Here is a 25,751-nt window from a genome sequence, read left to right as displayed (position 1 = left end):
CACAAAATGATGAAAGTAAAAGTTATCCTATCGGCAGTAGCGATGCTATTCGTAGGATTTGCAGCACAAGCCCAGGAAATCAAAATCGGCTATACAAGTGTCGAATTTATCATGGACCTTATGCCGGAAATGGAACAAATCGGAGCGGATATCCAGGATTATCAAACCCAGCTTCAGACAAACATTCAAACCAAAGGAGCTGACTTCCAAAGACAGGTACAGGCTTATCAGCAAGCAGCCCCAACCATGACCGAAGAGGCAAGAGCTGCGAAAGAGGCGGAGTTGCAAAAACTTCAGGGAGACCTTCAGAAATATGAGCAAGATGCTCAGATCTCCTATCAGCGTAAACTCCAGGAATTGCTTGAACCGGTACAGTCAAAAGTGGTAAATGCCATCAATGCAGTTGCCGCAGAAAACAATTACACTCACATCTTCGCAGAAACTGCCGGTCAGTCCCCAATCCTGCTTTACACCAAAGAAGAAGATAAATTCACAGAATTGGTTTTGGCAAAGCTAGGTCTGAAAATGCCAACTCCTCCGGCAGGAGCTCCAAGCGGAAATTAATTTTAATAGTCTAATTAAATCCCAAAGGCTGTCTTTCTTTAAAAGGCAGCCTTTGTTTTGTTAAGAAGTTCAGTGTTCCAAAGCAAACTTTGAACTTAACCTCAACCAATGCCAATGAAAAACCCAAAGGACATCATTTCGCAAAGTCAAGAGGCTGTATTGGTGGATTTCTATGCCGACTGGTGTGGTCCTTGTCAGACCATGAATCCGATATTGGAAGAATCACTTCTTGAGCTTGGGGGCAAAATCAAACTTCTCAAGTTGAATGTGGACAAACATCCGCAGCTGTCACAGCAATTTGCAGTCCGGTCGATTCCCCATTACATTCTTTTCAAGCGGGGTAAAATCCTCTGGCGCAAAGGTGGAATTATTACCAAACGGGATTTGATCCAACAGCTTAAAGGTTTTATATAAAAAAAGGCTCCATCGGAGCCTTTTTGAATTCTTAAGTGAAGTATTTTAATCGAATCACTTCCTGTTCGGTTAGGAACCGATAATGTCCCCGCTTCAGGTCCTTTTTATCCAAGCCGGCATACATAACTCGATCCAGCGCTATCACTTCGTAACCCAAATGGGCAAAAAGCCTTCTAACGATTCTGTTTCTTCCGATGTGTATTTCCAACCCCAAGATCGTTCGGTCTTTTGACAGCACCTGCATATCATCCACTTTAACATCTCCATCTTCAAGTGTAAGCCCTTCACGAATTTCCTCTTCATGACGTTGAGTCAAAGGCTTGTCAAGGGTTACCTGATAGATCTTTTTGACTTCATTGGAAGGATGAGAAAGTTTAGCCGTGAGCTCTCCGTCATTGGTGAAAAGCAAAAGACCAGTAGTATTCCTATCCAATCTTCCAACTGGGAAAATCCGCTCCTCACAGGCATTCTCGACCAACTTCATCACCGTCTTACGCTCCATGGGATCATCAGTAGTGGTAATGAAATCCTTTGGCTTATTCAAAAGCACATACACGGGCTTTTCGGGATTGATCCTTTTTCCCTGGTAGATCACTCGGTCCGATTTTTTGACTTTGTATCCCATCTCTGTGATGACTTGCCCATTTACTGTGATAAGTCCTTGGGTGATCAGATCATCTGCTTCTCTTCGGCTACAAATACCTGAATTTGCAATGTATTTATTCAATCGAAGGAGATCGGTTTCTTCCTTGCCTTTGGTCTTTCTGGCTGGCAAAGCGTCAAAGTTATAATCCGGTCTATCGGGATTCAATTCCTGACGATTCGGTCTATTTTTACCAAAACCTCTTTTTTCTACCGGCTTGTCCTCAGAGAATTGGCGGGATTCAGGTCCGAAAACGGGCTTTTCATCTCGACCTCTTCCTTTGTAGACCAGCCTTTCGCCAGAATCATTGGATTTTTTATGATCGGAGAAATCCTTTTTAAAGGATGGTTTTTCAGATCTTGATTCGGAATCTTTCCCAAACTTTCTGCTTCCTGAATCTTCTTTTTTGAATCGGTCAGATTTATCTCCAAAAGTCTTTTTTTGGAAATCAGACCCTTCTCTCTTTTCGAATTTTTTCCCGGAAAAATCATCCTTCTTAAAGCGCTCGGATTTGTCACCAAATGATTTCTTTGGAAATTCAGAGCTATCTCTTCGCTCAAACTTCTTTTCGGAAAAGCCTTCTTTATTGAAACGATCAGGCTTATCCCCATATGATTTCTTAGAAAAATCTGATCCTTCTCTGCGCTCGAACTTTTTCCCTGAAGCATCATCCTTTTTGAATCGATCGGATTTTTCACCGAAGGATTTTTTTGGGTATGCGGAATCTTCTCTTTTTTCAAATTTCTTTTGAAACCCTTCTCCCTTGTCATAACGCTTGTCTCCGAATGACTTTTTTTCCGAATCACCAGAGCCAAATCGCTTTCCAAAAGCAGGTTTGCCAAAGCTCTTTTCCTCAGACTTGAAGAATTTTCCTTTTGGCTTGTCACCAAAGGACCGCTTAGAATCAGAACTGAAGTCTGATTTTTTATCAAAGGAAGGTTTGCCAAAACTGTCGTCTTTCTTGCCGAAAGACTTTCCTTTTGGATTAAATTTTCCTTCTCCTTTTTCGAAACGAGGACCTTTTGATGAAAAATCTGATTTGCCGGATGACTTTGGAGAACCGGAATCTTTTCGCTCGTCGTTAAAAAATGGTTTTCTAGGATTGTTCTTTTTCATGTTTTTGCAGCAGTCACTGCTGTAGTTATGAGGTGAATAATAAGCAGCTGAAATCTGGCAAGTCGAATAGGTGATACACTGATACGAATATTCAACTTGCGAGTTTATCCCGGATCAAGCTTCCATGTGACAGACAGGTTCGGGACAGGTCATGTGTTCTTTGAAAATCAAATTATAAACACATGAATTTCAAACGCTTAATCGGGTTGCAAAGATACAGTCAAAGTCATGAATTATCCTCATGCCCTTCGAAATATTCCTAATGATCAAGGCTTGTTTTTGTAATAATATTCTGTTGCCTGTCGCACAGAACCTTGGGTTAACAATAATTCATTGGAAGTTTGGTAGTCAAGGCCTGTAGCCTCCATGATCATTTTGGTTCCTCGATCCACCAATTTTGCGTTGGAAAGCTGCATGTCCACCATTTTATTTCCTTTGACCCGGCCGAGTTTGATCATGACCGTTGTCGAAATCATATTGAGAACCAGCTTTTGTGCCGTTCCGGATTTCATTCGAGTACTGCCCGTCACAAACTCCGGACCTACAACCACCTCAATCGGATATTCCACTGCTTTGGCAAGAGGGGATTCCGGGTTACAAGTAATACACCCAGTCAAAAGTCCCTTTTCCCGGGCCATTTTCACGCCACCGATTACATAGGGGGTCGACCCGGATGCTGCAATTCCAATGACTGTATCCAATTCAGAAAATCCATAGCTTTGAATGTCCTTCCAAGCCATTTCAGGATCATCTTCAGCATTTTCAACCGCCTTTCGAATAGCTGCATCTCCTCCGGCTATCAAACCAATCACCCAATCATGCGGAACACCGTAGGTAGGGGGACACTCGGAGGCATCCAATATCCCCAATCTTCCGCTCGTTCCTGCACCGATGTAAAATAATCTACCCCCTTCCGCCATTCTAGGGACGATCTGATCTACCAATGCTGCAATTGCCGGTATCTTTTCTTTGACCGCAGGGGCCACTTTATGGTCCTCCGCGTTAATATTGAGAAGGAGTTCGGCGACTCCCATTTTTTCCAAATTCTCGTAATGCGAGCTACTTTCGGTTACTTTCATTTATTCAAAGGAGTTCCTGGTGATAAAGGGTAAGGCCTGCGATCGGACTTTCAATGATAATATTGACTGTAATTCCGGTGTCAGCGGCTGCTTTTCTCAGAATGTCACTGTTGAAATACGCGATTGATCCGACAAAATTTACCGGCTTATTTCGATAGTCATCGTATTTACAAACGTGCTTGGCAAAGAAATCTTTGAAGGAATTGTAAAATAGCCCATAACAATACGGATCAGATTTATTTTCCGAGATAAACCGACAAAAACTTGCCATATATCTGCTGGGAAAAGGTTGGCGGTATACGTGATCCTGAATGATGTTTTGGGTAATGTGAAACCGCTCAATCGCGGATTCCCGGATCTTTTCAGGCATTTCCTCATGAATAAAATCAGTCAGAAACTTCCTTCCCACATAACATCCTCCCCCTTCGTCTCCCAAAATGTAGCCGGCAGCCGGACGGGTGGCGATGATGGATGAACCGTCGTAATCACAACTGTTGGATCCGGTACCGAGAATACAGGCGATTCCTGGTTTATGCCCACAAGTAGCCCTAGCAGCAGCAGAAAGATCATGGTCCACATGGATCGTTGCTTTGGAAAAAATGGTTCTCAATGCCTGACTAACCTCTGCTTTCCGATCCGGGGCAGAGCAGCCAGCTCCGTAATAATAAATCTCCTCGATTTCATGTTCCAGATTGACCAAAAAATCATGGCGCATTTGAATGGCCATTTCTTCAGCAGTCATGTAATAGGGATTGAAACCTACTCCGCGGTGTTGGCTGATTCTTCCATCCCGGTGAATTACTCTCCAGTCTGTCTTACTGGTGCCGCTGTCTGCAATTAATATCATACTATGCTAGTTGGCCAATTGCCTGAAATTTTTCAAAAACTTTTTCTGAGTGAGGAGCGTCTTCCAATTCTTCGGTCAGGTCCTGACCCGCCCAATGCTCGTAGTGCTTGCCGTTTTTCCAAAGTCGGGAACTACTGACATCATAGATTATCCCACGAAAGGCCACCCAAATCTCAGGTTTATCCTGCCCATTTCTTAATGCCAACTGCTGCCTGGTATAGGTTTTCAAATGATTATAAGTGCTTATCAATTGCCATTTGGAATCTCATATGTTTCATTACATCAAGCAGTGGACTTGATGTTTCCTCAATGAATTAATCAATAAAGTTTGATCTGAGCATTGATCCAACGTTCTGGTATTTCTCCTTTTTGAGCAAGCTGATAGTCGGAATAACTGCAAGGAACAGTACTGACCCGATCATATCGACTGGTCTCATTATGGGGAATTTCCATCCACCACTTCCCACTTCTCTTGCTTTTGTAAAACACCAAGGTATTGGGCTTGGTATCCAATGAAACCGTGTATTTGATATAGTCTGCGCTTTTGAAGGATAGACTGTCTTTTCTCGAATAAAATCCCTCAATAAAATACCAAATCATCACAGCGGCGATTTTTGCAGTCTTGTTGTTGGCATCATCGAAATAAGGGTCGTAACCATAGATTCCAATCGAGCTGAGTTTTTCATTCATCCCTGCAAACCAACAAATCTGACACGCCTCTTCCCCGCTCAAACCGAATGGTTGAGCGTCAACAGCTCCGGGAGCATCGGCAGACTGGATTGAACTCAAATCAAAACTCAGTAAGTCTGCATCCCGAATCAGGGGTTCAGTCTCCTTGAAATGGTCTCTCACCTGACCTAGACGGACATGGTCAAAGTACAACTTCTCCATCACATTGATCAACGTTGGATCCACCAGAAAACTTTGGTAAGCCAAATGGGTGTAGGAAAACAGGAAGTTTGGTTGGTGAAGTACAATCTCCTGGGTATGCCGATCGTCCTCAGGTCCGGATTCTTCCATATCCACTTTGGCATCGATGGTAACCAGACTGATCAGCTTCTTCATCTTCTGGTAGGACAAATATTGCCCATAATCCAGATCATGTGATCCGCCAAAATAGATCGGTAATATCTGCTGCTTCATCAGGAAATCCCCAACCTGACGAAGATTTTGATAAGTGTCATTGAGCGTTGCTCCTGATACCAGATCACCCAAATCCACTATACGGTAGGGAACCAAACCTTTCTTCAGATCATAGAGTTTCTCCCGAATTTCAGAACTTCCGCGCTCGATACTTTCGGACTTTTTGGCTCCACGGTTCTCTTTGATACCTACCAGTGCGATTTGAATTCCTTTGAGATCGGGGAAATTTTCTCCATGAACCTGAATTTGTCTAAAGAAGGAATTTTCAGTGTAATTTTTCTCAAGAAGGAAATCTGCTACAGGATCAAAAAAGGTTTGAATATTCATAATGTGATGATGTGTTCTTAAAAATAATCAAAAATGGCACTATACTAAAAAATCCCGCCGAAGCGGGATCTTTTGTTATTTTTTATCCTCCGAAGTCGTCAAATCGGATATTTTCTTTAGGAATACCCATATCATCAAGCAACTTGAGTACTGCTGCGTTCATCAAAGGAGGACCGCAGAGGTAGTATTCAATTTCATCTGGCTCAGGGTGATTCTTCAGGTAATTTTCAAAAAGAACCTGGTGGATGAATCCAATATAACCGTCTCCCTCGTCATCAAGAGCCTTCTTGACCTTCCAGTTATCCTCCGGAAGTGGTTCGGAAAGACCTATGTAGAACTTAAAGTTTGGAAAGTCTTTTTCGATGTTTCTGAAATGAGGGACATAGAATAGTTCTTTCTTAGAACGTCCACCATACCAGTAAGATACTTTTCTATGCGTCTTTTCGGTATGGAACAGGTGGAAAATCTGAGCCCTTAGAGGAGCCATACCCGCTCCACCCCCGATGTAGATCATTTCTCTTTCGGTAGGATTGATGTGGAACTCACCATAAGGACCTGAGATAGTTACTTTATCACCTGGCTTTCTGGAGAAAACATAAGAGGAACAAACTCCAGGATTGACATCCATCCATCTGTTGTTTGCTCGATCCCAAGGAGGAGTAGCAATACGGATGGTCAACATGACAATGTTTCCTTCAGCAGGGTGATTGGCCATGGAATACGCTCTGAAAAGCGGTTCGTCATTTTTCATCACCAAGCTCCACAAACCAAATTTGTCCCAATCACTCTTGTACACATCCGCTGGGTGACCCAACTCCGGATGCGGAGTAATATCCATGTCCTTAAACTTCACAGTAATCGCAGGCACATCAACCTGAATGTATCCACCAGCTTCAAAATGAAGCGTTTCACCCTCAGGCAACTTCACTTTAAATTCTTTGATAAAAGTGGAAACGTTATAATTAGAGATAACCTCGCATTCCCATTTCTTGATTCCGAATATTTCTTCAGGAACGCGGATTTTCATATCCTGCTTCACTTTTACTTGGCAGGCCAATCTCACATGTCCTTGCTGTTCAGCACGGCTGAGGTGCCCTACTTCGGTAGGAAGTACATCTCCTCCTCCCTCTTCGACTACGCACTTACACATAGCGCAAGTACCACCTCCACCGCAGGCAGAGGGAAGAAAAATTTTCTGATTGCTCAAAGTTGACAACAAACTTGATCCTGCAGATGCAACGACCGGATTGCTATCATCACCATTGATGACAATCTTAACATCTCCGGAATTGACCAGCTTGGACTGGGCAAAGAGGAGAATAAATACCAGTAGCAGGATAATCACCGTGAATGCTACTATAGAGGTAATAATTACAGAACCCATGAAATTTTGGTTTTACTTTTTCGTAGGAATTGAACCCATTTTTGGGCGCACAAATATATTTATTAATCTATAAAGCCGACTAAATAAGGCTACAAATTTGGCCTGAATTACAGATTGATTTGATTTGTTAACTGATTAATTGTTCAGGAGGTTTAGCAAAGTGGTCAATCTTGCTTTCAACTGTCTCCGATCGATGATGAAATCAAGAAATCCGTGTTCCAACACAAACTCTGAACTTTGAAATCCTTTAGGCAAATCCTTTCCAATGGTCTCACGGATAACTCTTGGGCCGGCAAAACCGATTAAAGCTCCCGGCTCTGCGATATTAAAATCCCCAAGCATGGCGTAAGATGCAGTGACCCCGCCGGTGGTTGGATCAGTCAAAAGTGAAATGTAAGGAATAGCAGCCTGGTCAAGCAAAGCCAGTTTTGCGGAAGTCTTTGCCATTTGCATCAGGGAAAAACCCGCCTCCATCATTCGTGCACCGCCCGATTTGGAGATCATAAGGAACGGAACTTTATTTTTGAGCGAAAAATCAATCGCTCTGGAGATTTTTTCACCCACTACAGATCCCATTGATCCCCCAATAAAATTGAAATCCATACAAGCGACTACTATTTCCAACCCGTTCATTTTTCCATGAGCAGTGCGTACTGCATCATTTAACTCGGTTTTCTTAATAGTAGCATCGATCCTGGAAGAGTACGGTTTAGTATCGACAAACTTCAGTGGGTCTCCGGACTTCATATTTGCGTCCAGCTCGGTGAATTTATTGTTGTCAAAAAGGATTTCGAAGTACTCTTTGGATCCGATTTTAACATGAAAATCATCGTCAGGGCAGACGTAGGAGTTGCTTTTGAGCTCCCGGGTATGAATAATGTTACCGTTTGGAGTCTTAAACCAAAGCCCATCGGGGGCATCTTTTTTCTCTGCGGTAGAGGTCTTGATGCCTTTGTCAGTTCTTTTAAACCAAGCCATATGGAGTTGTTAGGTCGTTATTTTGACAAGTCAAAGGTCACAAATTTAGACCGAATCTCCATTAAATAAAATCCATTTACCATTCCGTTGCTAATCAGGTATTTGGACGCTTCATCAGAAAGCATTTTTTCCGAAGTAGATTTTTACATTATTTTGAAAGTCGTTTCAGAAACCAGATTTTCTGAAACTCAATTCTCAAATCACCCAAATAAACCATGAGTCTTGCTCTCCTACTCCTGATTTCTGCCATTATTTTGTTTGCAGCTTACCGCTTCTACGGAAACTTTGTTTACAAAAAATTTGGCTTGGATGACACCCGAAAGGCACCCTCACACTTATTACGGGATGGTGTGGATTATGAACCAAGCAAGCCAATAGTGGTTTTGGGACACCATTTCGCTTCGATTGCCGGTGCAGGTCCGATAGTCGGGCCGATCATTGCGGTTACTTTTGGATGGATTCCTGCTGTAATCTGGATTTTGGTGGGTGGAATTTTCTTTGGGGCAGTACATGATCTGGGAAGTATGGCGGCCTCCTTAAGGACTGAAGGCAAATCCATCGGTGTGATCATTCGAAACCAGATGGGGGTAAAAGGCAAACAGCTTTTTATCCTGTTTAGCTTCTCCACTCTGATCTTGGTCATCGGGGTATTTTCTGACATTATTGCCAAGACCTTTATTGCAAATCCAGGAGTAGGCTCGGCCTCCATTCTATTTATTTTCCTTGCAGTCGCATTTGGGTACGCCAACAAAATGGTGGGAAGCAAAAGTCTTCCTTTCGTTATTTTAACCGTTGTGGGAGTAATTCTGATGTATTATTTCGTATACCTCGGCACCCAGCTTCCAATCAACCTAAGTTACAATTCCTGGATATTGATCCTTTTGGGATATGCCTTCCTGGCTTCTGTGACTCCTGTTTCTTTGCTGCTTCAACCCAGAGATTATCTAAACAGCTACTTACTCTATGGGATGATGATCGCGGCAGTGGCCGGTGTGATAGTAGCCAATCCACAAATTGAAATGACCAATGAAATCCAAGCCTCAAGTGAAAGTCTGGGGTATGTTTTCCCGGTATTGTTTGTAACAGTGGCCTGTGGGGCAATTAGTGGATTTCACTCGTTAGTAGCTTCAGGTACCACCTCCAAGCAATTGGATAAGGAAAGCGATGCCAAGATTGTGGGATTCGGGGGCATGCTGATTGAGTCTTTCCTAGCCATAATTTCTGTAGGAGCGGTAGTCATTTTATCCCGCACGGAATATTTTGAACGGTTGACAGCTGAAGGTCCAGTGGCCTTGTTTAGTACAGGTCTTGGAGGGATGATTTCTTCTTTGGGAATTTCTGAACCCTTTGCCATAGGTTTTGTAGCGCTTACGGTATCTGCATTTGCATTGACTACGCTCGATACCTGCACCCGTCTGGCCAGATTTACCTTGCAGGAGTATTTCGAAGATATGCCTCAACCTGCCGCACAGGTTGTTGCCAAAAACCGCTACATCTCAACCACTGTGGTCGTTATCCTATCCATTTTGTTGTTGGCTTCCGGAGAATTCAACACCCTTTGGCCAATTTTTGGGTCAGCTAATCAACTCCTTGCAGCCTTGGCTCTTTTGACTATCGCTGTTTGGCTGATTAAGCGAAACATCAATGCCACCTTTGTGACCATCCCGATGTTTTTCATGTTTACAGTGACCTTGGCTTCCCTTGGCCTTTTTGCCTGGAAAAACTTTCAGGAACAAGGCTATGTGCTGGCAATCATTGCGGCTTTGCTGTTTGCCTTGGCTATCGCATTGATTTTGTTAGCCATAAAAAGTCTAAAAAGTGAGGTCAAAGAAACGGCCAAAGCCTAATCTATTTGAGATTTGGTCCAACTGTCTCCGGATGGAAAGTCCTCCAGCTGTGCCAAAACTCCTGGTAAGCTTTAAGACGTTTCAGATCTGATTGATTTGGTTTTAGGGATTTTCCAGTGAAGGAATAAGCCGCTGAATCCAAGTAAAGTGTGTCCCCTTTCCATAGGTGGGTCTTGGTGTCCGAGGGAATCTCGAAAGCGACAAAACTCTGGGTATCCTTGTTCAAGAGAATCAAAATGTCCTGATCCCCTACCCGATCACGGATTGATTCCGTTTCCAAAAGCATGTTCCAGTCATACGCCTTGGCCCCAGCTTTCAAATCAACCCCGATCACCCAGGATTTTTCATTCCAGGAAAACGGGTCCGTTCCAGTCAATTTGCTTTCACTTTTTCCTTTTTCAAACTTCCCAAGGGTATCGTATTTCGATAGGAAATTTGGATTGGCGGCCATGATTGTCCCTTGAGGATAGGCCTTAAAAAAAGCTCCAGCAGTCAATTGGATAGACTCAATTTCATCCAGCTTTTTGCCTTTAAATTCCCCTGTGATCGCTTCTCCCGTGGCTTGCTGCCACCAACTTCCGGTCCCCAAATCCTCAAACATGGCGTTGAAATGATCCATGCCGACCAATCGGAACTGCTCGGGTTTGCCCTCGACAAAGGGTAAGAAAACTCTCCCTGTGCGACAAACTGAACAATAGGTAACCATTACTGGCTTGCCGGCCAAAGTATCCCTGACTTGATGGTGATAGACTAGGTATCTGATCGGATAGGCTTTTGCCTCTCCCTTATTTTCAATCGCAACGACCAGCGTACTGTCACTTTCCTCAAATGATTCCCGAGTATGAAAGCTGAGTTGCTTGGGTTCTTTGAACATGGCATCCGCAGCCATTTTCAAGTTGAAAATGGCGGTCATTCCCAACGTGGTCAACAAACATAGAACAGGAACCCATTTCCGCTTCTTGGAAATCGCAGACGGAGTGCCTACAAGTATCAAAATCAGCGAGGCTATCCGAAACATCCATCGATAGGAATGGAGGAAGTAGGCAAAATCAATGGAATCCCATTGCTGACTTCCCGGGAAAGGCATAATGAAGTAAATCTTCAAAAACTCAAACAACACCAAGGCACCTAAACCGAGGTAAAACAGAATTTTCATTTGATGATTGGGTCTGTGGGAAAATGAAACTGAATAGACCCCTTACCGGAGTTCTAAATCCCCGATTAAGGATGAGAAATCCATTTCAGCTGAAATCGGACAAAAGAAGCAAGCCCAAAATAACAATGACTTTAAGCTTCACCGAAAATAAACGCATCTCGATCCAACCAATGTTGGCGCCGATATACACTACCCGGCGCCAATACTGAAAGGAACGGATTCCTATTAATAGGAATCGATTACTGCTAGTCTACCTGATCCAATTTGGCCTTGGCTACAGAATAAGCTCCAACGGCTTTTCCTTGTTCCAAGCCCACTTCAGCATCAAAGCGATAGTGTATTCCCCCATAAATGCGGGACATTGCGGCCTCTTCTGCCCACTTTCTAAACTGCGTGGCTTCTAAAGGAAAGAAGTGAGAAAGCACTTCAGCTGCAGCCGAGGAGAATGTACTGTGACCCGAGGTATACGCCGGGAAATTAGGTGTTCCCAAAATGGTCTTGAATCCCGGAATCGTCTGAATCGGACGCGGATAATGGTAATAGTACTTCGCATCCCAACAGCTGATACCGGCATCCACAATTGCCATATTCATGTAGGCAAAAATCCTAGCGGTACGAACAGGGCTCAATCTGTATTTGACTACAGTCTCCTTTGCAAATCGGTTCCAATGTCCGGGAGGAGTGTACGTATTCAACCCATCATTCCAAAAATTAGCGATGCTACGTTCTTTGGCCGTCATGTTTTTTGCATAGCGCTTCAATTCCTCAGCATCTTCATTGAATTGGGGACTGCCGGGAGCAGGAGGCGGTCCAGGACGGACTTCTTCTACTGTTGGCACGTTCCACATTTTAACCCTCCCAAACAGCGGAGTTAAACCTACCGGTCGCTGAGGGGTTTCCTGATTTTCCCAATACCAGCCAAAACGGGCAATAGCTGCATTTTTTATTGAATCCGACTTGACTTTATTCGTCTGGGCATTTCTCATTCCATCCGTAGCTGCGCGGGCTAGTGCTTTTTTGGAAACCTCAGTCCCAATCAGCTTTCCTGCCTCCACATCACTGCTGACGTTGATCCCCGCAATCACTAAAGACTCCAAATGTTCTTCGGCCATTTTTGCAAGGTATTCCTTCTCCAAGGGGAACATCGCTGTCAAAATATCACGAGAAGTAATTGCGACCACTGCTCCATCTGAGGGATAAGATTTTAATCCGTTCTCCGAATAAGCGGATTTGATCTGGGCATCCAACTCATAGGGAGCGGGACGTCCATATTTTTCCTTGTAATGCCAAGCCATAATCAACCCGTCGTATTGGGCCACGCTTAGGTAGGCGAGCATACGGCTGGTATATGGAGGATGGGAATACGGAAATAAGGGATATTGATCCGGTTTGGTAGGATCAGGGGCGGGATAGGTTCCATCCGGATTTGGAGCAGGAATAAGATTGTATTTGGTAGCAAGCTCCAGGGCTATTTCATTCCAACGAAGCAAGGGATTGTTCGTCCAGTATTCCACAGCCTCTTTTTGGGCTGCAGATGCATTTTGGATTTTTGATTTTGCATCCGCCAACTCCTGATTCAGGGCCGGCGAGCCAACGGCGGCAGGCTGAGGGATCGCTACCTGCTCATTATTGGTAAAAAGAACCAGGTTCCACTCCCCTGCGTCCACATCCAACTCTACAAATTCATACCCTGTGAATTCATATTCAGTCGGCAAATCTTCCATGCAGGAATAACTCAGCGTGCCGAGAGTGATCACGGCAAGTATATATCGTAATTGATTTTTCATGGTGTTGTTGGTTTAAAAAGCATTGAATTGATAAGTCAATCCGAGGCCATATCCTGAGAATTGGCCCATGTTTCTGCCTGAAAACATATGATTGTAATACCCGAGTACTCCAAGACCTTTTACATTTTTGAAATAATACTGGGCAAATCCCTCCACTCGGTCAAAGTCGACTTTGTTGGTGGGTTGAGGAGAATTGTAGATTCGGATATCGTCTCCGGATGCACATCGAAGTGCTGTCAGGCTGGCCTCCACCCGAAGTCTTTTTTCCAAAAACCAGGAACCCAAAGCCACCTGACCATGAACTGCATCAGGGACGTCCATTGTAAACGTGTAGAATGCATCATCCTGGTAATAAAAATCCCGCTCAGCTTCGGTAGTACCCCTGTGCAAATACGATGCAGATGCTCTTAGGTAGGGTCCTTTTTCCAATTCGTATTGACCAATCGCTCTCAGTCCCAATTCATTGGCACCAAAGCCCAAACTAAAAGGCAAATAATCGGATAGGTAATTTGAAGCTGGTGTACTGAAGCTTAGGTTAGAAAAAACCATGAGCTTACCCTTACCCAAAGTTTGATCAACTAGTTGGGCTTTAAGAGATATACTAAAATCCTGAATTCCTTCCACTCCAGCCAGTTGTCCACCAGTGGCGGAGGTTTTCACATAAGGAAGGCTGACGATTATATTGACCTTGTCCGATATACCGCCAACGATCATCGGCATGATTGATTTTCGGGAAAACGTGCCCACGTTGGCATTTGTGCGGAGGTAAGTTCCCTCCCAATACTGATCCCATCTGGCGTCCTCATAAACCACTGCAACGCAGATTTCGCCCTTTTTCATCATCAGACCGTCCAACGGAGTCTGCGCAGTGGATAATTGTAATATTCCCCAGCTTGCAAGAAACAAGCCCAGGAATCTTGATTTCAAGTTCATAGAAATTGATAGTGTGATTAGGAAAATAAGAAACACTGCTCCCAAAAGCCGATCATCCGGACTTTAGCCCCAAATCGATATCTAAGCAGTATAAAAGAATTCACCGATTCCTTTTAAAGAAAATCGCATCTCCAAAGAGGAATGAATCCCAAACAAAAAATCAGGAAAGCTGCGGAGGAGGTGAGTCTAAGGTGAAATAAGGACTCATGTAAGGTGAAAAAATAAACCCAATCTTATCTTTAATAGTGTCCTGAGCAACAAATCCCAACTGGAAAGGCTCAGTTTCTATGTAATCTTTTACAAACAGCTTTAACTGTGTTTTGCCGTTTTGATCCTGAGGCAATTCATCCTCAGTTAAAGAAGATATCCAGCTCTTTACTGTGGATTCCAAGACCTTTCTTGCGGTATCCGGAACGTATACGATTTGTAAGGTATCGTTTTGGTAGCGTTGCTTGATCGCACGGAAGTATTTTCCGTCTTTTTCAAATCGCGTATTGGTTGGCTGAAACTCATCCTGATTGGACATGTAAGGTGCCGACAACGGAATTTCCATCAATCGTTCTTCCAAAGTCCCCAATTGCTCGCTGTAAATTTTATCCTGCCACTGATTTTCGAGGGTGTATTGGTAGGAATAATAGAATGCAAAGTAGCCAAAGTGATACATGGCGAAGCAAATTAAAAGTGCTATGGCTACTGCTTTTCTCAAAGGAAAGAATTTGAATCTGAAAAATAGAAAAAAACCTCTTCTCTAGTTCTCAACTTTAAAGATTTATCTAAAACAAAATACATTATTTTTTCAATCTCTATTTTTCAGACTATTATTCTGAAATTTCTTCGACTAAAACAAAAATCCGCCAAAGTAGGAGCGTGAAAAAAATCGCTTTGCCATAAAAGGCCAAGACCTTTTGACGGTTAAACCGATCCATGAACCACAAAACTAGGACAGGTTTGTACAAGCCCACAAGTATACAAAGTGAAAAAAACCCTGACAGAAGTAACAGAAATACCTGAATGGCAGAAAGCATGGGTTAAAAATAAAAAGGAACGACGAATGCCGTTCCTTTTTTATGAATAACCTGTGAAGGATTATTTTTTACGCTTAATCTCCTTCATTTCGTAACCTTCAATCGTATCGTCGATCTCGATGTTATTGAAATTTTTAATGGAAATACCGCACTCGTAACCAGCTTTCACTTCGGAAACATCGTCTTTGAATCGCTTCAATTGATCAATTTCTCCTTCGTGGATAACGATACCATCTCGGATGATACGAATCTTGTTCTTTCTGGTGATGAAACCATCGGTAACATAAGAACCTGCAACGGTACCCACTTTGGAAATTTTAAATACTTCTCGAACAACGATATTTCCGGTGATGACTTCCTCGAATTCCGGCTCCAACATCCCTTCGATCGCATCTTTGATTTGATTGATCGCATCATAGATGATGGAGTAGTGGCGGATTTCAATTTCTTCCTGTTCTGCGAGCTTCTTCGCATTTGAAGAAGGTCTCACGTTAAATCCAAGAATGATGGCGTCTGAAGCAGAAGCCAACAAGACATCGGATTCAGAAATTTGTCCAACTCCTTTGTGAATGATGTTTACTTTCACTTCATCTTTAGAAAGCTTCAGCAAGGAATCAGAAAGTGCTTCCACGGAACCGTCAACGTCACCTTTGATGATGATATTGAGTTCCTTGAAGCTTCCAATTGCCAAACGACGACCAATTTCATCAAGAGTAATGTGCTTCTTGGTTCGCAAGCTTTGCTCACGCTGGATCTGTTCTCTGGAGTTTGCAATTTCTCTAGCTTCTCTTTCAGTATCGTAGACCTTGAAGGTGTCTCCTGCCTGAGGAGCACCACTCAATCCCAATACCTGTACTGGAGTAGATGGGCCTGCTTCCTTCAATTTTTTGCCTTTATGGTCAAACATGGCCTTTACGCGACCATAATGTTGACCTGCAAGCATGACATCTCCGACTCTAAGTGTACCCGCCTGAACCATGATGGTAGCTACGTATCCACGTCCTTTGTCCAAAGAAGCTTCAATTACGGTACCTACTGCATTTTTATTCGGATTGGCTTTTAGCTCTAGAATTTCTGCTTCCAGCAATACTTTCTCCAACAGTTCGTCCACACCCTGACCGGTTTTGGCCGAGATGTCCTGAGACTGATATTTTCCACCCCACTCTTCCACGAGGAGGTTCATATTGGCTAGGGCTTCCTTGATTTTCGCTGGATTTGCATTGGGCTTATCCACTTTGTTGATTGCAAAAATCATCGGAACACCGCCCATTTGAGCGTGGTTGATTGCCTCTTTCGTTTGCGGCATAATGCTGTCGTCCGCAGCAATCACAATAATTGCCAAGTCGGTGATTTTTGCACCACGGGCACGCATCGCGGTGAATGCCTCGTGACCCGGTGTATCAAGGAAGGCTATTTTATGCCCAGTTTTGGTCGTTACATCATAGGCTCCGATGTGCTGAGTAATACCTCCAGCTTCGGCAGCTGTTACTTTGGACGTTCTAATGTAATCCAGCAATGAAGTTTTACCGTGATCGACGTGACCCATGATTGTAACAATCGGGGCTCTTTCGATGAGGTCTTCTGCTTCATCAGCAGCTTCTTCCACCATTTCATCTTCGATGGATTTGGTGAATTCTACATCATATCCAAATTCATCCGCAATGATCGTGATTGCTTCAGCATCCAATCGTTGGTTGATGGAAACGAACATTCCCAAAGACATACAGGTAGAAATGACCTGATTTACAGAAACATCCAATAATGCTGCCAGGTCATTGGCTGAGATAAACTCAGTTACCTTCAATACCTTGGACTCATCGCCCTCAACTTCTGCATCGCGGTCCCTCTCGGCGCGCTTGTCTCTTCTTGACTTGGTTTTTCCTCCTGGTTTTGATCCCTGAAGTCTGGCCAAGGTCTGTTTGATCTGATCCTGAATTTCCTTTTGGGTTGGCTCGGCTTTTTGTAAACGCTGCTGAGGAGGTTGATTACCACCACTTCGCTGTTGGTTTCCACCACCGCCTGGTCTTTGACCTTGTCCTTGTCCTTGACCCTGCCCCGGTCTACCGCCACCACCACTTCGTTGATCCTGTGGTGGTCTGTTTCCTCCGCCCGGTTGTGCACCTTGAGCGGGAGTTCCTGGCTTATCTATACGTTTTCTAGGGCGCTTTTTATCTCTTCCTTTTTCATCCGAAGAGGCAACCGGACCACCTTTCTTCTTTGCACGATCAACCGGCAATTCAATTTTACCCAAAACAGTAAGTCCTTTCAGGGAGTCTGCTTTAGCTGAAATTAAGGTATCCTGCTGCTGAACTGGCTCTTCTTTTACCGGCTGTGGGGCTGGCTTTGGAGCTTCTGGAGCAGGAGTTGGTTTAGGCGCTTGCTGAACCGGTTTGGATTCAGGTGCAGGCGCAGGTTTTGGAGGCTCCTGTTTCCTAGGCTCCTGATGCCGGGGTTTTTCGAATTTTTGTGCAGGCTGTGGAGCCGGTGCAGGCTTGGGAGCTGGTGCAGGAGCAGGAGCAGGTTTCTTTTCAAGATCGATCTTTCCAAGAATTCTGATTCCCTCCAGTTTAGGAGCATCCGGTGTGATTTTTTCCGGTTCCGGAGCAGGGACCGGGGTTGGTACGGCAGGTTTTGGTTCTTCCTTATGAACCGGTGCAGGAGCAGGCTCTGGAGCTTTTTCCTGTTTTGGCGACTCAGGCTCGAGCGAAATAGGCTCATGCCGCTTCCCTATAGAAAGGTGGGAAGCTTCCTCTTTTTCAAGGGCCGAGGATTTGAATTCCTTTTCCAACATAGCCACTTGCTCCATGGTTATTTTGGAATTTGGATTGTTTTCAACCTCAAAGCCCTTTTTAGCCATTGACTCAACGATGGTTGCCGTACCCACGTTGAGCTTTCTGGCTATTTGGCCCAATCGCATCATTTTCTCTTCTGACATAAGCAAAAACCTCTTTCGAAATCTTAAGTAAAATTAGGGTATTCTAAGGGGGAAGTCCCCCTTTTTATTGTTCAAATTCTTGTTTGAGGATTCTGAAAATCTCTTCGATAGTCTCTTCCTCCAATTCTGTACGACGTGTCAAATCTTCTTTGGTCAATGCCAAAACACTCTTGGCAGTATCCAAACCCGTCTTCTTGAGCTCCTCGATGATCCATGCATCAATTTCGTCCACAAACTCATTCAAATCCACATCCTCATCATCGTATTCGTTCAACTCACGGAATACGTCGATTTCATATCCTACCAATCGGCTTGCCAACTTAATGTTGAACCCACCTTTACCGATTGCCAATGAAACTTGATCTGGCTTTAGGAATACAGAGATCCTCTTTCGGTCCTGATCCACTGTAATTGAAGACACCTTAGCGGGGCTAAGTGCACGCGTCACATACAATTCCAGGTTTTCAGTATAGTTGATGACGTCTATGTTCTCGTTTTGCAATTCACGCACTACGGCATGAATTCTTGAACCTTTCATTCCTACACAAGCACCTACAGGATCAATTCGATCGTCATAGGATTCCACAGCTACTTTGGCTCTTTCTCCCGGCTCGCGAACAATCTTCACGATCGTGATCAACCCATCATAGACTTCAGGAACTTCGTTTTCAAAGAGTCTTTCAAGGAAAACAGGAGAGGTTCTGGACAAGATGATCTTTGGATTACCGTTGATCATATCCACCCGGTGCACGATCGCCTTTACAGTATCGCCTTTTCTAAAGCGGTCTTTTGGAATCTGCTCTCCTTTTGGAAGAATCAATTCATTGCCTTCGCTATCAATCAATAGGATCTCTCGACCCAGTATCTGATACACTTCAGCAGAAATGATTTCCCCGACTTGTTCCTCATATTTATTATAGAGAATGTCTTTTTCCAGATCTTTGATTCGCTGGATCAATGTCTGACGGGCCATCTGCACAGCCCTTCTTCCAAACTCTTCCAGTTCAATCTTTTCATAAACTTCTTCCCCAATTTCAAAGTCCGGCTCGATCTTTCTCGCCTCGCTGAAACTGATTTTGTCAAAATCCCAAATATCTTCGGAATTGTCGTCTACGATTTCTCTGATCCGAAATATCTCCAAGTCGCCCTTGTCGGCATTGATTGTTACATCGAAGTTTTCGTCGGTCTCAAACTTCTTACGAATCATTGCTCTGAACACATCTTCCAGAATACGGATCATGGTTGGGCGATCCACATTTTTAGATCTCGCAAACTCTGCGAAGGATTCTATTAAGACTTTGGCATCCATTTGAGTTATTTAAAAGATACTTGTACGATAGATTTCTTGATTTCCATTACAGGGAGAGTTATTTCCTCCTCCGTAGCTTTCTTTCCTTTTTCCTTTTTTTTCACCAGCAACTTGACTCTTTCCGAATCAGCTTCGAGTAATTTACCCGAAACGTCAGTTCCTGAATTAAGCATCACTTTCAGTTCCCGGCCGATATTTTTCTGATACTGCCTTTGGCTGCTTAGCGGATAATCCAATCCCGGAGAAGATACTTCAAGCACATAAGCTTCTCCAAGCAATTCATTGGTTTCCAATTCTTCAGATATTGCACGGCTTACTTTGGCACAGGCCTCGATGGTGACTCCTTGATCTGCATCAATCAGAATCAACACATGCGTTTTTCCAGCCTTGTCTTCCACTTTAACTTCTACCACGAAGTGGGACTCATCCGGGAGATGCTTTTCTACCAACTTTTCGATAGTCTGTCTCAGTCCAGTCATACGTTTGAATAATGAAAGAGGGGACTTTTGTCCCCTCCAGAAACTTTCGAATACGGTGCAAAAGTAATAGAAAGAATTCCGAAATGCAAAGCAGGGTGCTCTATTCCAAAGAGATTAGAAATTTTTGTTTGAAAAAATCTTTAAAAACTTCTCGAATCCAAAGTCAACAATTCATTTAGGCTCAGGAAACAAAAAAATCTTCTTTCCCTGAGTTTTGTCGATTTAAGATAATAATTTTGCCGACCCGCGTTTAAAAACGGTACCTACGTACTATCTTAAACAACAAACTCCAGTAAAAAAGACAATCAATATAAAATGGGATTATTTGATTTTTTCTCTAGTGATATAGCCATTGACTTGGGTACCGCAAATACCCTGATCATTCACAAAGATAAAATTGTGGTGGATGAGCCATCCATCATCGCTATCGATAAAACAAACAACCGGGTACTTGCTGTTGGCCGAGAGGCAATGAACATGCACGAAAAAACCCACGAAAACATCAAGACCATTCGCCCATTGAAAGATGGCGTGATTGCTGACTTCTATGCTGCAGAGCAGATGATTCGTGGATTGATCAAAATGATCCCAGGGCAGAAAAAGGGAATGTTCCCACAGTCCCACCGCATGGTAATCTGCATTCCATCGGGCATTACCGAAGTGGAAAAAAGAGCGGTTCGCGACTCAGCCGAGCATGCCGGGGCAAAAGAAGTTTATATGATTTATGAACCAATAGCCGCAGCGATTGGTATTGGAATCGACATCGAAAAGCCCATGGGTTCCATGATCGTGGATATCGGGGGAGGTACAACGGAAATCGCTCTTATCGCTCTTTCAGGTATTGTTGCGGATCAGTCCATTCGGGTGGCCGGTGACACCTTCACTAAGGATATTTTGGATTACATGCGCCGTCAGCACAATCTCCTCATCGGAGAGCGCTCAGCTGAAAAAGTTAAAATTGCAATCGGGTCGGCATTGACAGAACTGGATGATGCACCAGAAGATTACGAAATCCGAGGACGTGACTTGATGACCGGTATTCCTAAGGTGATCAAGGTATCCTATTCAGAAATTGCCTTCGCTTTGGACAAGTCTGTTTCAAAAATTGAAGAGGCTGTTTTGAAAGCGTTGGAGATTGCACCACCGGAACTTTCTGCTGATATTTATGATAACGGGATTCACCTAACCGGAGGTGGCGCACTTTTGAAAGGTCTGGATAAAAGGCTGCATCAAAAAACCAAGCTGCCTATCCACATTGCCGAAGACCCGCTAAGAGCTGTGGTAAGAGGTACAGGTACAGCCCTGAAAAATATCCAAAACTTCCGAACCGTCCTGATGACTTAAGTACTGAATGCTACGCATCCTGCAGTTCCTTTATCGAATAAGGGCATTTATTTTATTTGTTTTTCTTGAGGTGGCGGCGGTCTGGATGATTGTCTCCAATAATTCTCCACAGGGTGCCGCTTTCTTCAACAGTTCCAATGCGCTGGTGGGGTCTGTATTGAAAAAACAGGCCGATGTCGTCCAATTCTTTTCACTGGCAGATGCGAATGAAGCTTTAACAGCTGAAAACGCAGAAATTCTTCAAAAGCTTCAACTGTTTCAGGTCAAACCCGACAGCATCACGTTTACTCTTGACTCTGCACTGACAGCTACCTATCAGTTCAAAGGAGCCCGGGTAATCGGAAGTTCTTTAAGGTATTCACAAAACTACCTAACCCTCAATAAAGGCTCGAAACACGGGATCAAACCCGGTATGGGTATTTTTAATCCGGAAGGAGTGGTGGGCAGGGTAAAATCCGTTTCTGAAAACTATGCTGTGGCATTTTCCTTGCTGAATACTGGCTTGATGGTTTCCTCAAAAATCAAGTCTTCTGATGTGTTTGGATCAGTGCAGTGGGATGGGAAAAACTCCTCCGAAGCTCGTTTGCTATTTGTGCCCAGACACGTCAAGGCGCAGGAAGGAGACACAGTGATTACTTCGGGTTTCAATGCAGTTTTTCCGGAAGGAATCCTGATCGGTGTAATCTCCAAGGTAGCCCCTGATGCCAAAGATCCCAATTACCTGGACCTGACTGTCAAATTGAACACGGATTTCAGCAAGGTCAATTATGTCTATTTGGTGGAAAACACCCAATTCACGGAACTTGATTCGCTTTATCGTCAATCGGAGATAAGCAATGAATATTAGAAATCTGATTTCCCATCTTCTTCTAATCATTTTCCTCGGAGTGGTTCAGATTTTCCTTCTGAAAAATCTGGCTCTTTTTGGAGTTGCTTTTGCATTCCTTTATTTGTTGGGGATCTTGGTTTTGCCAATCTCTCTCCGCACAGTACCCCTACTTTTCATCGCATTCAGTCTTGGGTTTTTATTGGATGTTTTTTACGAAACCATCGGCATGCATACTGCTGCCGCTACGTTTCTTGCCTTTGTCAGACCTCTTTGGCTCAAAGCTATCAGCCCCACCGGAGGATATGTAGATTCTGAAGAGCCAACCCTTTCTGAAATGGGCTTGGGGTGGTTTTTAAGCTATTCACTTCCAATGGTTTTTATTTATTCACTCGTGTTTTTCACGGCTGATCAGTGGGGAACCGGGGGCTTTTTCGGAGTGCTGAACAAAAGCCTTTTTTCCTCGATTTTCACCTGCCTTTTGGCTATACTTGTACAACTACTGTTCTTCAAACGAAGGAGAGGAATCTGATGAAAGACCAAAGACCTGTAGTCATTCTCATCTTTATTTTCCTGGTGAGCGTGATTTTGCTTACCAAACTGTTTATGATCCAGGTGGTGGATGACAGCTTCATGAAAAAAGCTGAAAGCAACGCCATTCAACGAATTGTGGATCACCCCTACCGCGGACTCGTTTACGACCGAAACGGAAAATTGCTGGTCTTCAACAACCCGATTTTCGATCTTATGATCGTCCCTAAAGAATTTAAAGTCGGAGATACCACGCGCTTTTGTGAGCTTTTTAAAATATCCAAAGAAGAGCTGATCGAGTCCTACACTGCCGCACGAAAATATTCTTCTGTAAAGCCATCCACACTGATCAAGCAAATCTCCACCACAGACTTTGCCCGGATTCAGGATTTTCTCGTGGACTATCCCGGGTTGTTTATCATGACTCGGTCTGTAAGATCCTATCCTAGCTCCACAGCAGCTCATGCCCTGGGCTACATTGGTGAAATCAACGCCGGACAATTGGAACGGGATACCCTGAAATACTATTCTCAGGGCGATTATGTGGGCTTGAGTGGTATGGAGCGCTATTACGAAAATGACCTCCGCGGAAAAAAAGGGGTCAAATACAAAATGGTCAACGTCCGTGGGGTGGACAAAGGACCTTTCAAAGATGGGGAATACGATACCGCTTCAGTAGCCGGAAAAAACATCACTTCCACGATCGACATGGATTTGCAGGTCTATGGAGAAATGCTGATGGCTGGAAAAACAGGCTCTGTAGTAGCCATTGAGCCCAAAACCGGTGAAATCTTGGCGATGATCTCCGCCCCTTTTTATGATCCAAATGAGCTAACCGGAGCCGACTTCAGCAAAAACTACCGAAAACTCAATGCCGATCCCAGCAAGCCTCTCTTCAACCGGCCGATCATGGCCACTTATCCTCCGGGTTCGATCTTCAAGATTGTACAAAGCTTGATCGGACTACAGGATGGAGTATTAACCCCGGAAACCACTTTCCCATGCAACCGGTCTTTGGTGGCCTGCCATAATCACCCCAATCCGGTGAATCTATTTGGCGCTATCCGAAACTCCTGTAATCCATATTACCATCAGGCTTTTCGTCAGATCATCAACCGGGAAGTGTCCTCCAACACCTTCAAAGACACCGAGATCGGTCTGAATGACTGGCGCGAAAAAGTGCTGAAATTTGGGCTGGGTGGCACGTTGGGTGTCGATATGACGAATGAAAAAGGCGGATCCATTCCATCCAGCAAACTCTATGACCGGGTTTATGGTCAAGGCCATTGGAAGTATTCCACCATTTATTCGCTTTCCATCGGACAAGGTGAAATGCTGGTCACACCACTTCAGATGGCCAATTTGGCGGCAATTTTTGCCAACAAAGGCTATTATTATACCCCTCACTTGATCAAGGAAGTGGATGGTGATCCCACACAGATCCCAGCCAAATACCAGATCAAACATGAGGTCGGAATCGATGCCCATCACTTTGATTTGATTCAGGATGCTATGGCTGAGGCGCTTTACGGCACGGCTAACCGCGCGGTCATCAAAGATTTGGTGATTGCGGGAAAAACCGGAACTGCTCAAAACCCGCATGGTGAGGATCATTCCGTTTTCATTGCTTTTGCCCCAAAGGACAATCCAAAGATTGCCATCGCTGTCTATGTGGAAAATGCCGGTTGGGGTGGCCGAGCCGCCGCTTCGACGGCTTCACTTATGATCGAAAAATATTTGAAGGGTGAAATCACCCGTCCTGAATTGCAGGAATATGTCTTGGCCGGAAACTTTATCTACTGATGCGCGAATCTGACATCCATATCAACCGGGTCGATTGGATCACCGTTTCGATTTATTTCGCATTGGTCATGATCGGCTGGTTCAATATTTATGCGGCTGTCTATGATGGACAGGCTGAAAAAAGCATTTTTGACTTCTCGATCAATTCAGGAAAACAACTGGTCTGGATTGGTACTGCTATCATGTTGATTACGGTCATCATGGTCGCTGATCCCCGGTTTTTTGAGAATTTATCCCTGTTTATTTACCTAGCATTTGTTCTTCTATTGGTTGTCACCCCTTTTGTGGGAAAGGAAGTCAATGGTCAGATTCTGTCGGTAGGCTTTGGTGATTTCCGGATCCAGCCTGGGGAATTTGCAAAATTTGCCACGGGCCTTGCTTTAGCCAAAGTCATGGAGAGGCCGACTTTCGACCTTTCCAAAAAAAACTACCAAGCAATCGCATTTGGGATTTTGCTCGTACCGGTAATCCTGATCCTTCTTCAGCCTGACACGGGTACGGCAATGGTTTACTTTGCCATGTTGTTGATGTTTTATCGAGAAGGCCTTCCCTCGATTTACTATATTTTAGGATTTGGATTTGTAGGCATCACGCTACTGGCCCTGGGAATAGAAAATAACCTATACTTGGCAGGAGCGATTGTAGCAGTCGTACTGATTCTGATTTTTCTCGGAAAAAGAACCTGGCAAAGAATCCTTGCTTTTTCCCTGATCGGAGTAGGGTTAATTGCCTTTATTTATTCCTTGGATTTTGTCGTTTCCAAACTTCCCGAGCATCAGCAAAACCGGATTATGGTCTTGTTCAATCCAGACATAGATCCCTTGGGTGTGGGCTGGAACGTGACCCAATCCAAAATCGCAATTGGTTCCGGAGGATTGTTTGGAAAAGGCTATCTGGAAGGCACTCAGACCAAGTTTGACTTTGTACCGGAACAACATACCGACTTTATTTTTTGCACGCTTGGAGAGGAATTTGGCTGGATCGGAAGTTTGGTTGTGATTGGACTTTTTGTTGGTCTGCTTTATCGGCTGGTCATGATGGCTGAGCGACAAAAAACCCGGTTTTCGAGAATTTACGGCTACTGCGTGATCTCAATTCTATTCTTCCATTTTATGATCAATATCGCGATGACCATCGGTCTTTTCCCTGTGGTCGGGATTCCTTTGCCGTTCTTCAGCTATGGAGGTTCCTCGCTTTGGTCTTTTACCGTGCTGCTGTTCATCTTCATCAAAATGGACTCTTCCCGAGCTACCCAACTCGGCAGATTAGGATAAAATAAGA

At 44.0% G+C, this 25,751-nt stretch carries 22 protein-coding genes; 8 read left to right on the top strand and 14 right to left on the bottom strand.

All coding sequences use genetic code 11. From position 1 onward, the window contains the following. The first annotated feature begins 6 nt into the window (after positions 1-6). On the top strand, positions 7-564 hold the full coding sequence (locus tag D0X99_RS07410; RefSeq protein WP_119477325.1) for an OmpH family outer membrane protein: 558 nt from the start codon (positions 7-9) through the stop codon (positions 562-564). A 108-nt stretch (positions 565-672) separates the two neighbouring features. Next, the gene (gene trxA / locus D0X99_RS07405; protein ID WP_119477047.1) at positions 673-978 is read left to right on the top strand and encodes a thioredoxin; all 306 of its coding nucleotides are present in this window, start codon (positions 673-675) and stop codon (positions 976-978) included. A 31-nt stretch (positions 979-1,009) separates the two neighbouring features. Here trxA and D0X99_RS20725 read toward each other — a convergent pair whose 3' ends face one another. The 7 genes from D0X99_RS20725 to accD all read right to left on the bottom strand — a co-directional run bounded on the left by D0X99_RS20725 (position 1,010) and on the right by accD (position 8,495). Next, the gene (locus D0X99_RS20725) at positions 1,010-2,737 is read right to left on the bottom strand and encodes a pseudouridine synthase (protein ID WP_119477046.1); all 1,728 of its coding nucleotides are present in this window, start codon (positions 2,735-2,737) and stop codon (positions 1,010-1,012) included. A gap of 266 nt (positions 2,738-3,003) precedes the next feature. Beyond that, positions 3,004-3,816 carry an N-acetylmuramic acid 6-phosphate etherase gene (gene murQ, locus D0X99_RS07395; protein WP_119477045.1) on the bottom strand — a complete coding sequence of 271 codons (813 nt, stop codon included), beginning with the start codon at positions 3,814-3,816 and terminating at the stop codon, positions 3,004-3,006. 4 nt (positions 3,817-3,820) lie between these two features. Beyond that, positions 3,821-4,663, bottom strand: a complete 843-nt coding sequence (locus tag D0X99_RS07390) for an N-acetylglucosamine kinase (RefSeq protein WP_119477044.1) — start codon at positions 4,661-4,663, stop codon at positions 3,821-3,823. Between the two features lies 1 nt (position 4,664). Further along, entirely contained in the window at positions 4,665-4,892 is a 228-nt protein-coding gene (locus tag D0X99_RS07385) for a cytochrome b5 domain-containing protein (RefSeq protein ID WP_119477043.1), read from the bottom strand. 89 nt (positions 4,893-4,981) lie between these two features. Beyond that, positions 4,982-6,133: a formimidoylglutamase gene (locus D0X99_RS07380; RefSeq protein WP_119477042.1), complete on the bottom strand. Its 1,152-nt coding sequence runs from the start codon at positions 6,131-6,133 to the stop codon at positions 4,982-4,984. 82 nt (positions 6,134-6,215) lie between these two features. Continuing rightward, on the bottom strand, positions 6,216-7,517 hold the full coding sequence (gene nqrF / locus D0X99_RS07375) for an NADH:ubiquinone reductase (Na(+)-transporting) subunit F (RefSeq protein WP_119477041.1): 1,302 nt from the start codon (positions 7,515-7,517) through the stop codon (positions 6,216-6,218). 135 nt (positions 7,518-7,652) lie between these two features. Continuing rightward, positions 7,653-8,495, bottom strand: a complete 843-nt coding sequence (gene accD / locus D0X99_RS07370; RefSeq protein WP_119477040.1) for an acetyl-CoA carboxylase, carboxyltransferase subunit beta — start codon at positions 8,493-8,495, stop codon at positions 7,653-7,655. 215 nt (positions 8,496-8,710) lie between these two features. Between accD and D0X99_RS07365 the strand changes: the two genes are divergently transcribed. After that, positions 8,711-10,342 carry a carbon starvation CstA family protein gene (locus D0X99_RS07365; RefSeq protein WP_119477039.1) on the top strand — a complete coding sequence of 544 codons (1,632 nt, stop codon included), beginning with the start codon at positions 8,711-8,713 and terminating at the stop codon, positions 10,340-10,342. A gap of 1 nt (position 10,343) precedes the next feature. Here D0X99_RS07365 and D0X99_RS07360 read toward each other — a convergent pair whose 3' ends face one another. The 7 genes from D0X99_RS07360 to D0X99_RS07325 all read right to left on the bottom strand — a co-directional run bounded on the left by D0X99_RS07360 (position 10,344) and on the right by D0X99_RS07325 (position 19,966). Next, entirely contained in the window at positions 10,344-11,498 is a 1,155-nt protein-coding gene (locus D0X99_RS07360; protein WP_119477038.1) for a DUF3179 domain-containing (seleno)protein, read from the bottom strand. A 245-nt stretch (positions 11,499-11,743) separates the two neighbouring features. Then, complete coding sequence (locus D0X99_RS07355; RefSeq protein WP_119477037.1) at positions 11,744-13,285, bottom strand: phosphatase PAP2 family protein; 1,542 nt, start codon at positions 13,283-13,285, stop codon at positions 11,744-11,746. Positions 13,286-13,297: 12 nt separating this feature from the next. After that, positions 13,298-14,212, bottom strand: coding sequence for a transporter (locus D0X99_RS07350; RefSeq protein WP_233553678.1), 915 nt, complete (start codon positions 14,210-14,212; stop codon positions 13,298-13,300). A gap of 166 nt (positions 14,213-14,378) precedes the next feature. Next, positions 14,379-14,924: a hypothetical protein gene (locus tag D0X99_RS07345; RefSeq protein ID WP_199708036.1), complete on the bottom strand. Its 546-nt coding sequence runs from the start codon at positions 14,922-14,924 to the stop codon at positions 14,379-14,381. A 380-nt stretch (positions 14,925-15,304) separates the two neighbouring features. Then, entirely contained in the window at positions 15,305-18,178 is a 2,874-nt protein-coding gene (gene infB, locus D0X99_RS07335; protein WP_119477033.1) for a translation initiation factor IF-2, read from the bottom strand. Positions 18,179-18,242: 64 nt separating this feature from the next. After that, on the bottom strand, positions 18,243-19,487 hold the full coding sequence (gene nusA, locus D0X99_RS07330) for a transcription termination factor NusA (protein WP_119477032.1): 1,245 nt from the start codon (positions 19,485-19,487) through the stop codon (positions 18,243-18,245). A gap of 5 nt (positions 19,488-19,492) precedes the next feature. Further along, complete coding sequence (locus tag D0X99_RS07325) at positions 19,493-19,966, bottom strand: ribosome maturation factor RimP (RefSeq protein ID WP_119477031.1); 474 nt, start codon at positions 19,964-19,966, stop codon at positions 19,493-19,495. Positions 19,967-20,281: 315 nt separating this feature from the next. On the opposite strand from D0X99_RS07325, the gene D0X99_RS07320 reads away from it, so the two are divergent. Genes D0X99_RS07320 through rodA form a run of 5 tightly spaced genes read left to right on the top strand, consistent with a single transcriptional unit; the run spans position 20,282 to position 25,744 of the window. Continuing rightward, positions 20,282-21,310 (top strand): rod shape-determining protein, encoded by a 1,029-nt coding sequence (locus D0X99_RS07320; protein WP_111394575.1) that lies wholly within the window; start codon positions 20,282-20,284, stop codon positions 21,308-21,310. Between the two features lie 7 nt (positions 21,311-21,317). Beyond that, complete coding sequence (gene mreC, locus D0X99_RS07315) at positions 21,318-22,157, top strand: rod shape-determining protein MreC (protein WP_119477030.1); 840 nt, start codon at positions 21,318-21,320, stop codon at positions 22,155-22,157. Next, positions 22,147-22,668 (top strand): rod shape-determining protein MreD, encoded by a 522-nt coding sequence (locus tag D0X99_RS07310; protein ID WP_119477029.1) that lies wholly within the window; start codon positions 22,147-22,149, stop codon positions 22,666-22,668. Before mreC ends, D0X99_RS07310 begins: the two co-directional genes overlap by 11 nt. Next, on the top strand, positions 22,668-24,470 hold the full coding sequence (mrdA, locus tag D0X99_RS07305; protein WP_119477028.1) for a penicillin-binding protein 2: 1,803 nt from the start codon (positions 22,668-22,670) through the stop codon (positions 24,468-24,470). The genes D0X99_RS07310 and mrdA overlap by 1 nt, the downstream gene beginning before the upstream one ends. After that, positions 24,470-25,744, top strand: coding sequence for a rod shape-determining protein RodA (gene rodA / locus D0X99_RS07300; protein ID WP_119477027.1), 1,275 nt, complete (start codon positions 24,470-24,472; stop codon positions 25,742-25,744). The genes mrdA and rodA overlap by 1 nt, the downstream gene beginning before the upstream one ends. Positions 25,745-25,751 lie beyond the last annotated feature (7 nt).

The sequence above is a fragment of the Algoriphagus lacus genome (assembly GCF_003583985.1).
GTDB classification, from domain to species: domain Bacteria; phylum Bacteroidota; class Bacteroidia; order Cytophagales; family Cyclobacteriaceae; genus Algoriphagus; species Algoriphagus lacus.
This window is presented reverse-complemented; position numbering and strand designations above follow the sequence as displayed.

Bases quoted from the DNA above. Each gene is read 5' to 3' on its own strand.
- D0X99_RS07410 (WP_119477325.1), top strand. From the start codon at position 7: ATGATGAAAGTAAAAGTTATCCTATCGGCAGTAGCGATGCTATTCGTA.
- trxA (WP_119477047.1), top strand. From the start codon at position 673: ATGCCAATGAAAAACCCAAAGGACATCATTTCGCAAAGTCAAGAGGCT.
- D0X99_RS20725 (WP_119477046.1), bottom strand. From the start codon at position 2,737: ATGAAAAAGAACAATCCTAGAAAACCATTTTTTAACGACGAGCGAAAA.
- murQ (WP_119477045.1), bottom strand. From the start codon at position 3,816: ATGAAAGTAACCGAAAGTAGCTCGCATTACGAGAATTTGGAAAAAATG.
- D0X99_RS07390 (WP_119477044.1), bottom strand. From the start codon at position 4,663: ATGATATTAATTGCAGACAGCGGCACCAGTAAGACAGACTGGAGAGTA.
- D0X99_RS07380 (WP_119477042.1), bottom strand. From the start codon at position 6,133: ATGAATATTCAAACCTTTTTTGATCCTGTAGCAGATTTCCTTCTTGAG.
- nqrF (WP_119477041.1), bottom strand. From the start codon at position 7,517: ATGGGTTCTGTAATTATTACCTCTATAGTAGCATTCACGGTGATTATC.
- accD (WP_119477040.1), bottom strand. From the start codon at position 8,495: ATGGCTTGGTTTAAAAGAACTGACAAAGGCATCAAGACCTCTACCGCA.
- D0X99_RS07365 (WP_119477039.1), top strand. From the start codon at position 8,711: ATGAGTCTTGCTCTCCTACTCCTGATTTCTGCCATTATTTTGTTTGCA.
- D0X99_RS07360 (WP_119477038.1), bottom strand. From the start codon at position 11,498: ATGAAAATTCTGTTTTACCTCGGTTTAGGTGCCTTGGTGTTGTTTGAG.
- D0X99_RS07355 (WP_119477037.1), bottom strand. From the start codon at position 13,285: ATGAAAAATCAATTACGATATATACTTGCCGTGATCACTCTCGGCACG.
- infB (WP_119477033.1), bottom strand. From the start codon at position 18,178: ATGTCAGAAGAGAAAATGATGCGATTGGGCCAAATAGCCAGAAAGCTC.
- nusA (WP_119477032.1), bottom strand. From the start codon at position 19,487: ATGGATGCCAAAGTCTTAATAGAATCCTTCGCAGAGTTTGCGAGATCT.
- D0X99_RS07325 (WP_119477031.1), bottom strand. From the start codon at position 19,966: ATGACTGGACTGAGACAGACTATCGAAAAGTTGGTAGAAAAGCATCTC.
- D0X99_RS07320 (WP_111394575.1), top strand. From the start codon at position 20,282: ATGGGATTATTTGATTTTTTCTCTAGTGATATAGCCATTGACTTGGGT.
- mreC (WP_119477030.1), top strand. From the start codon at position 21,318: ATGCTACGCATCCTGCAGTTCCTTTATCGAATAAGGGCATTTATTTTA.
- D0X99_RS07310 (WP_119477029.1), top strand. From the start codon at position 22,147: ATGAATATTAGAAATCTGATTTCCCATCTTCTTCTAATCATTTTCCTC.
- mrdA (WP_119477028.1), top strand. From the start codon at position 22,668: ATGAAAGACCAAAGACCTGTAGTCATTCTCATCTTTATTTTCCTGGTG.
- rodA (WP_119477027.1), top strand. From the start codon at position 24,470: ATGCGCGAATCTGACATCCATATCAACCGGGTCGATTGGATCACCGTT.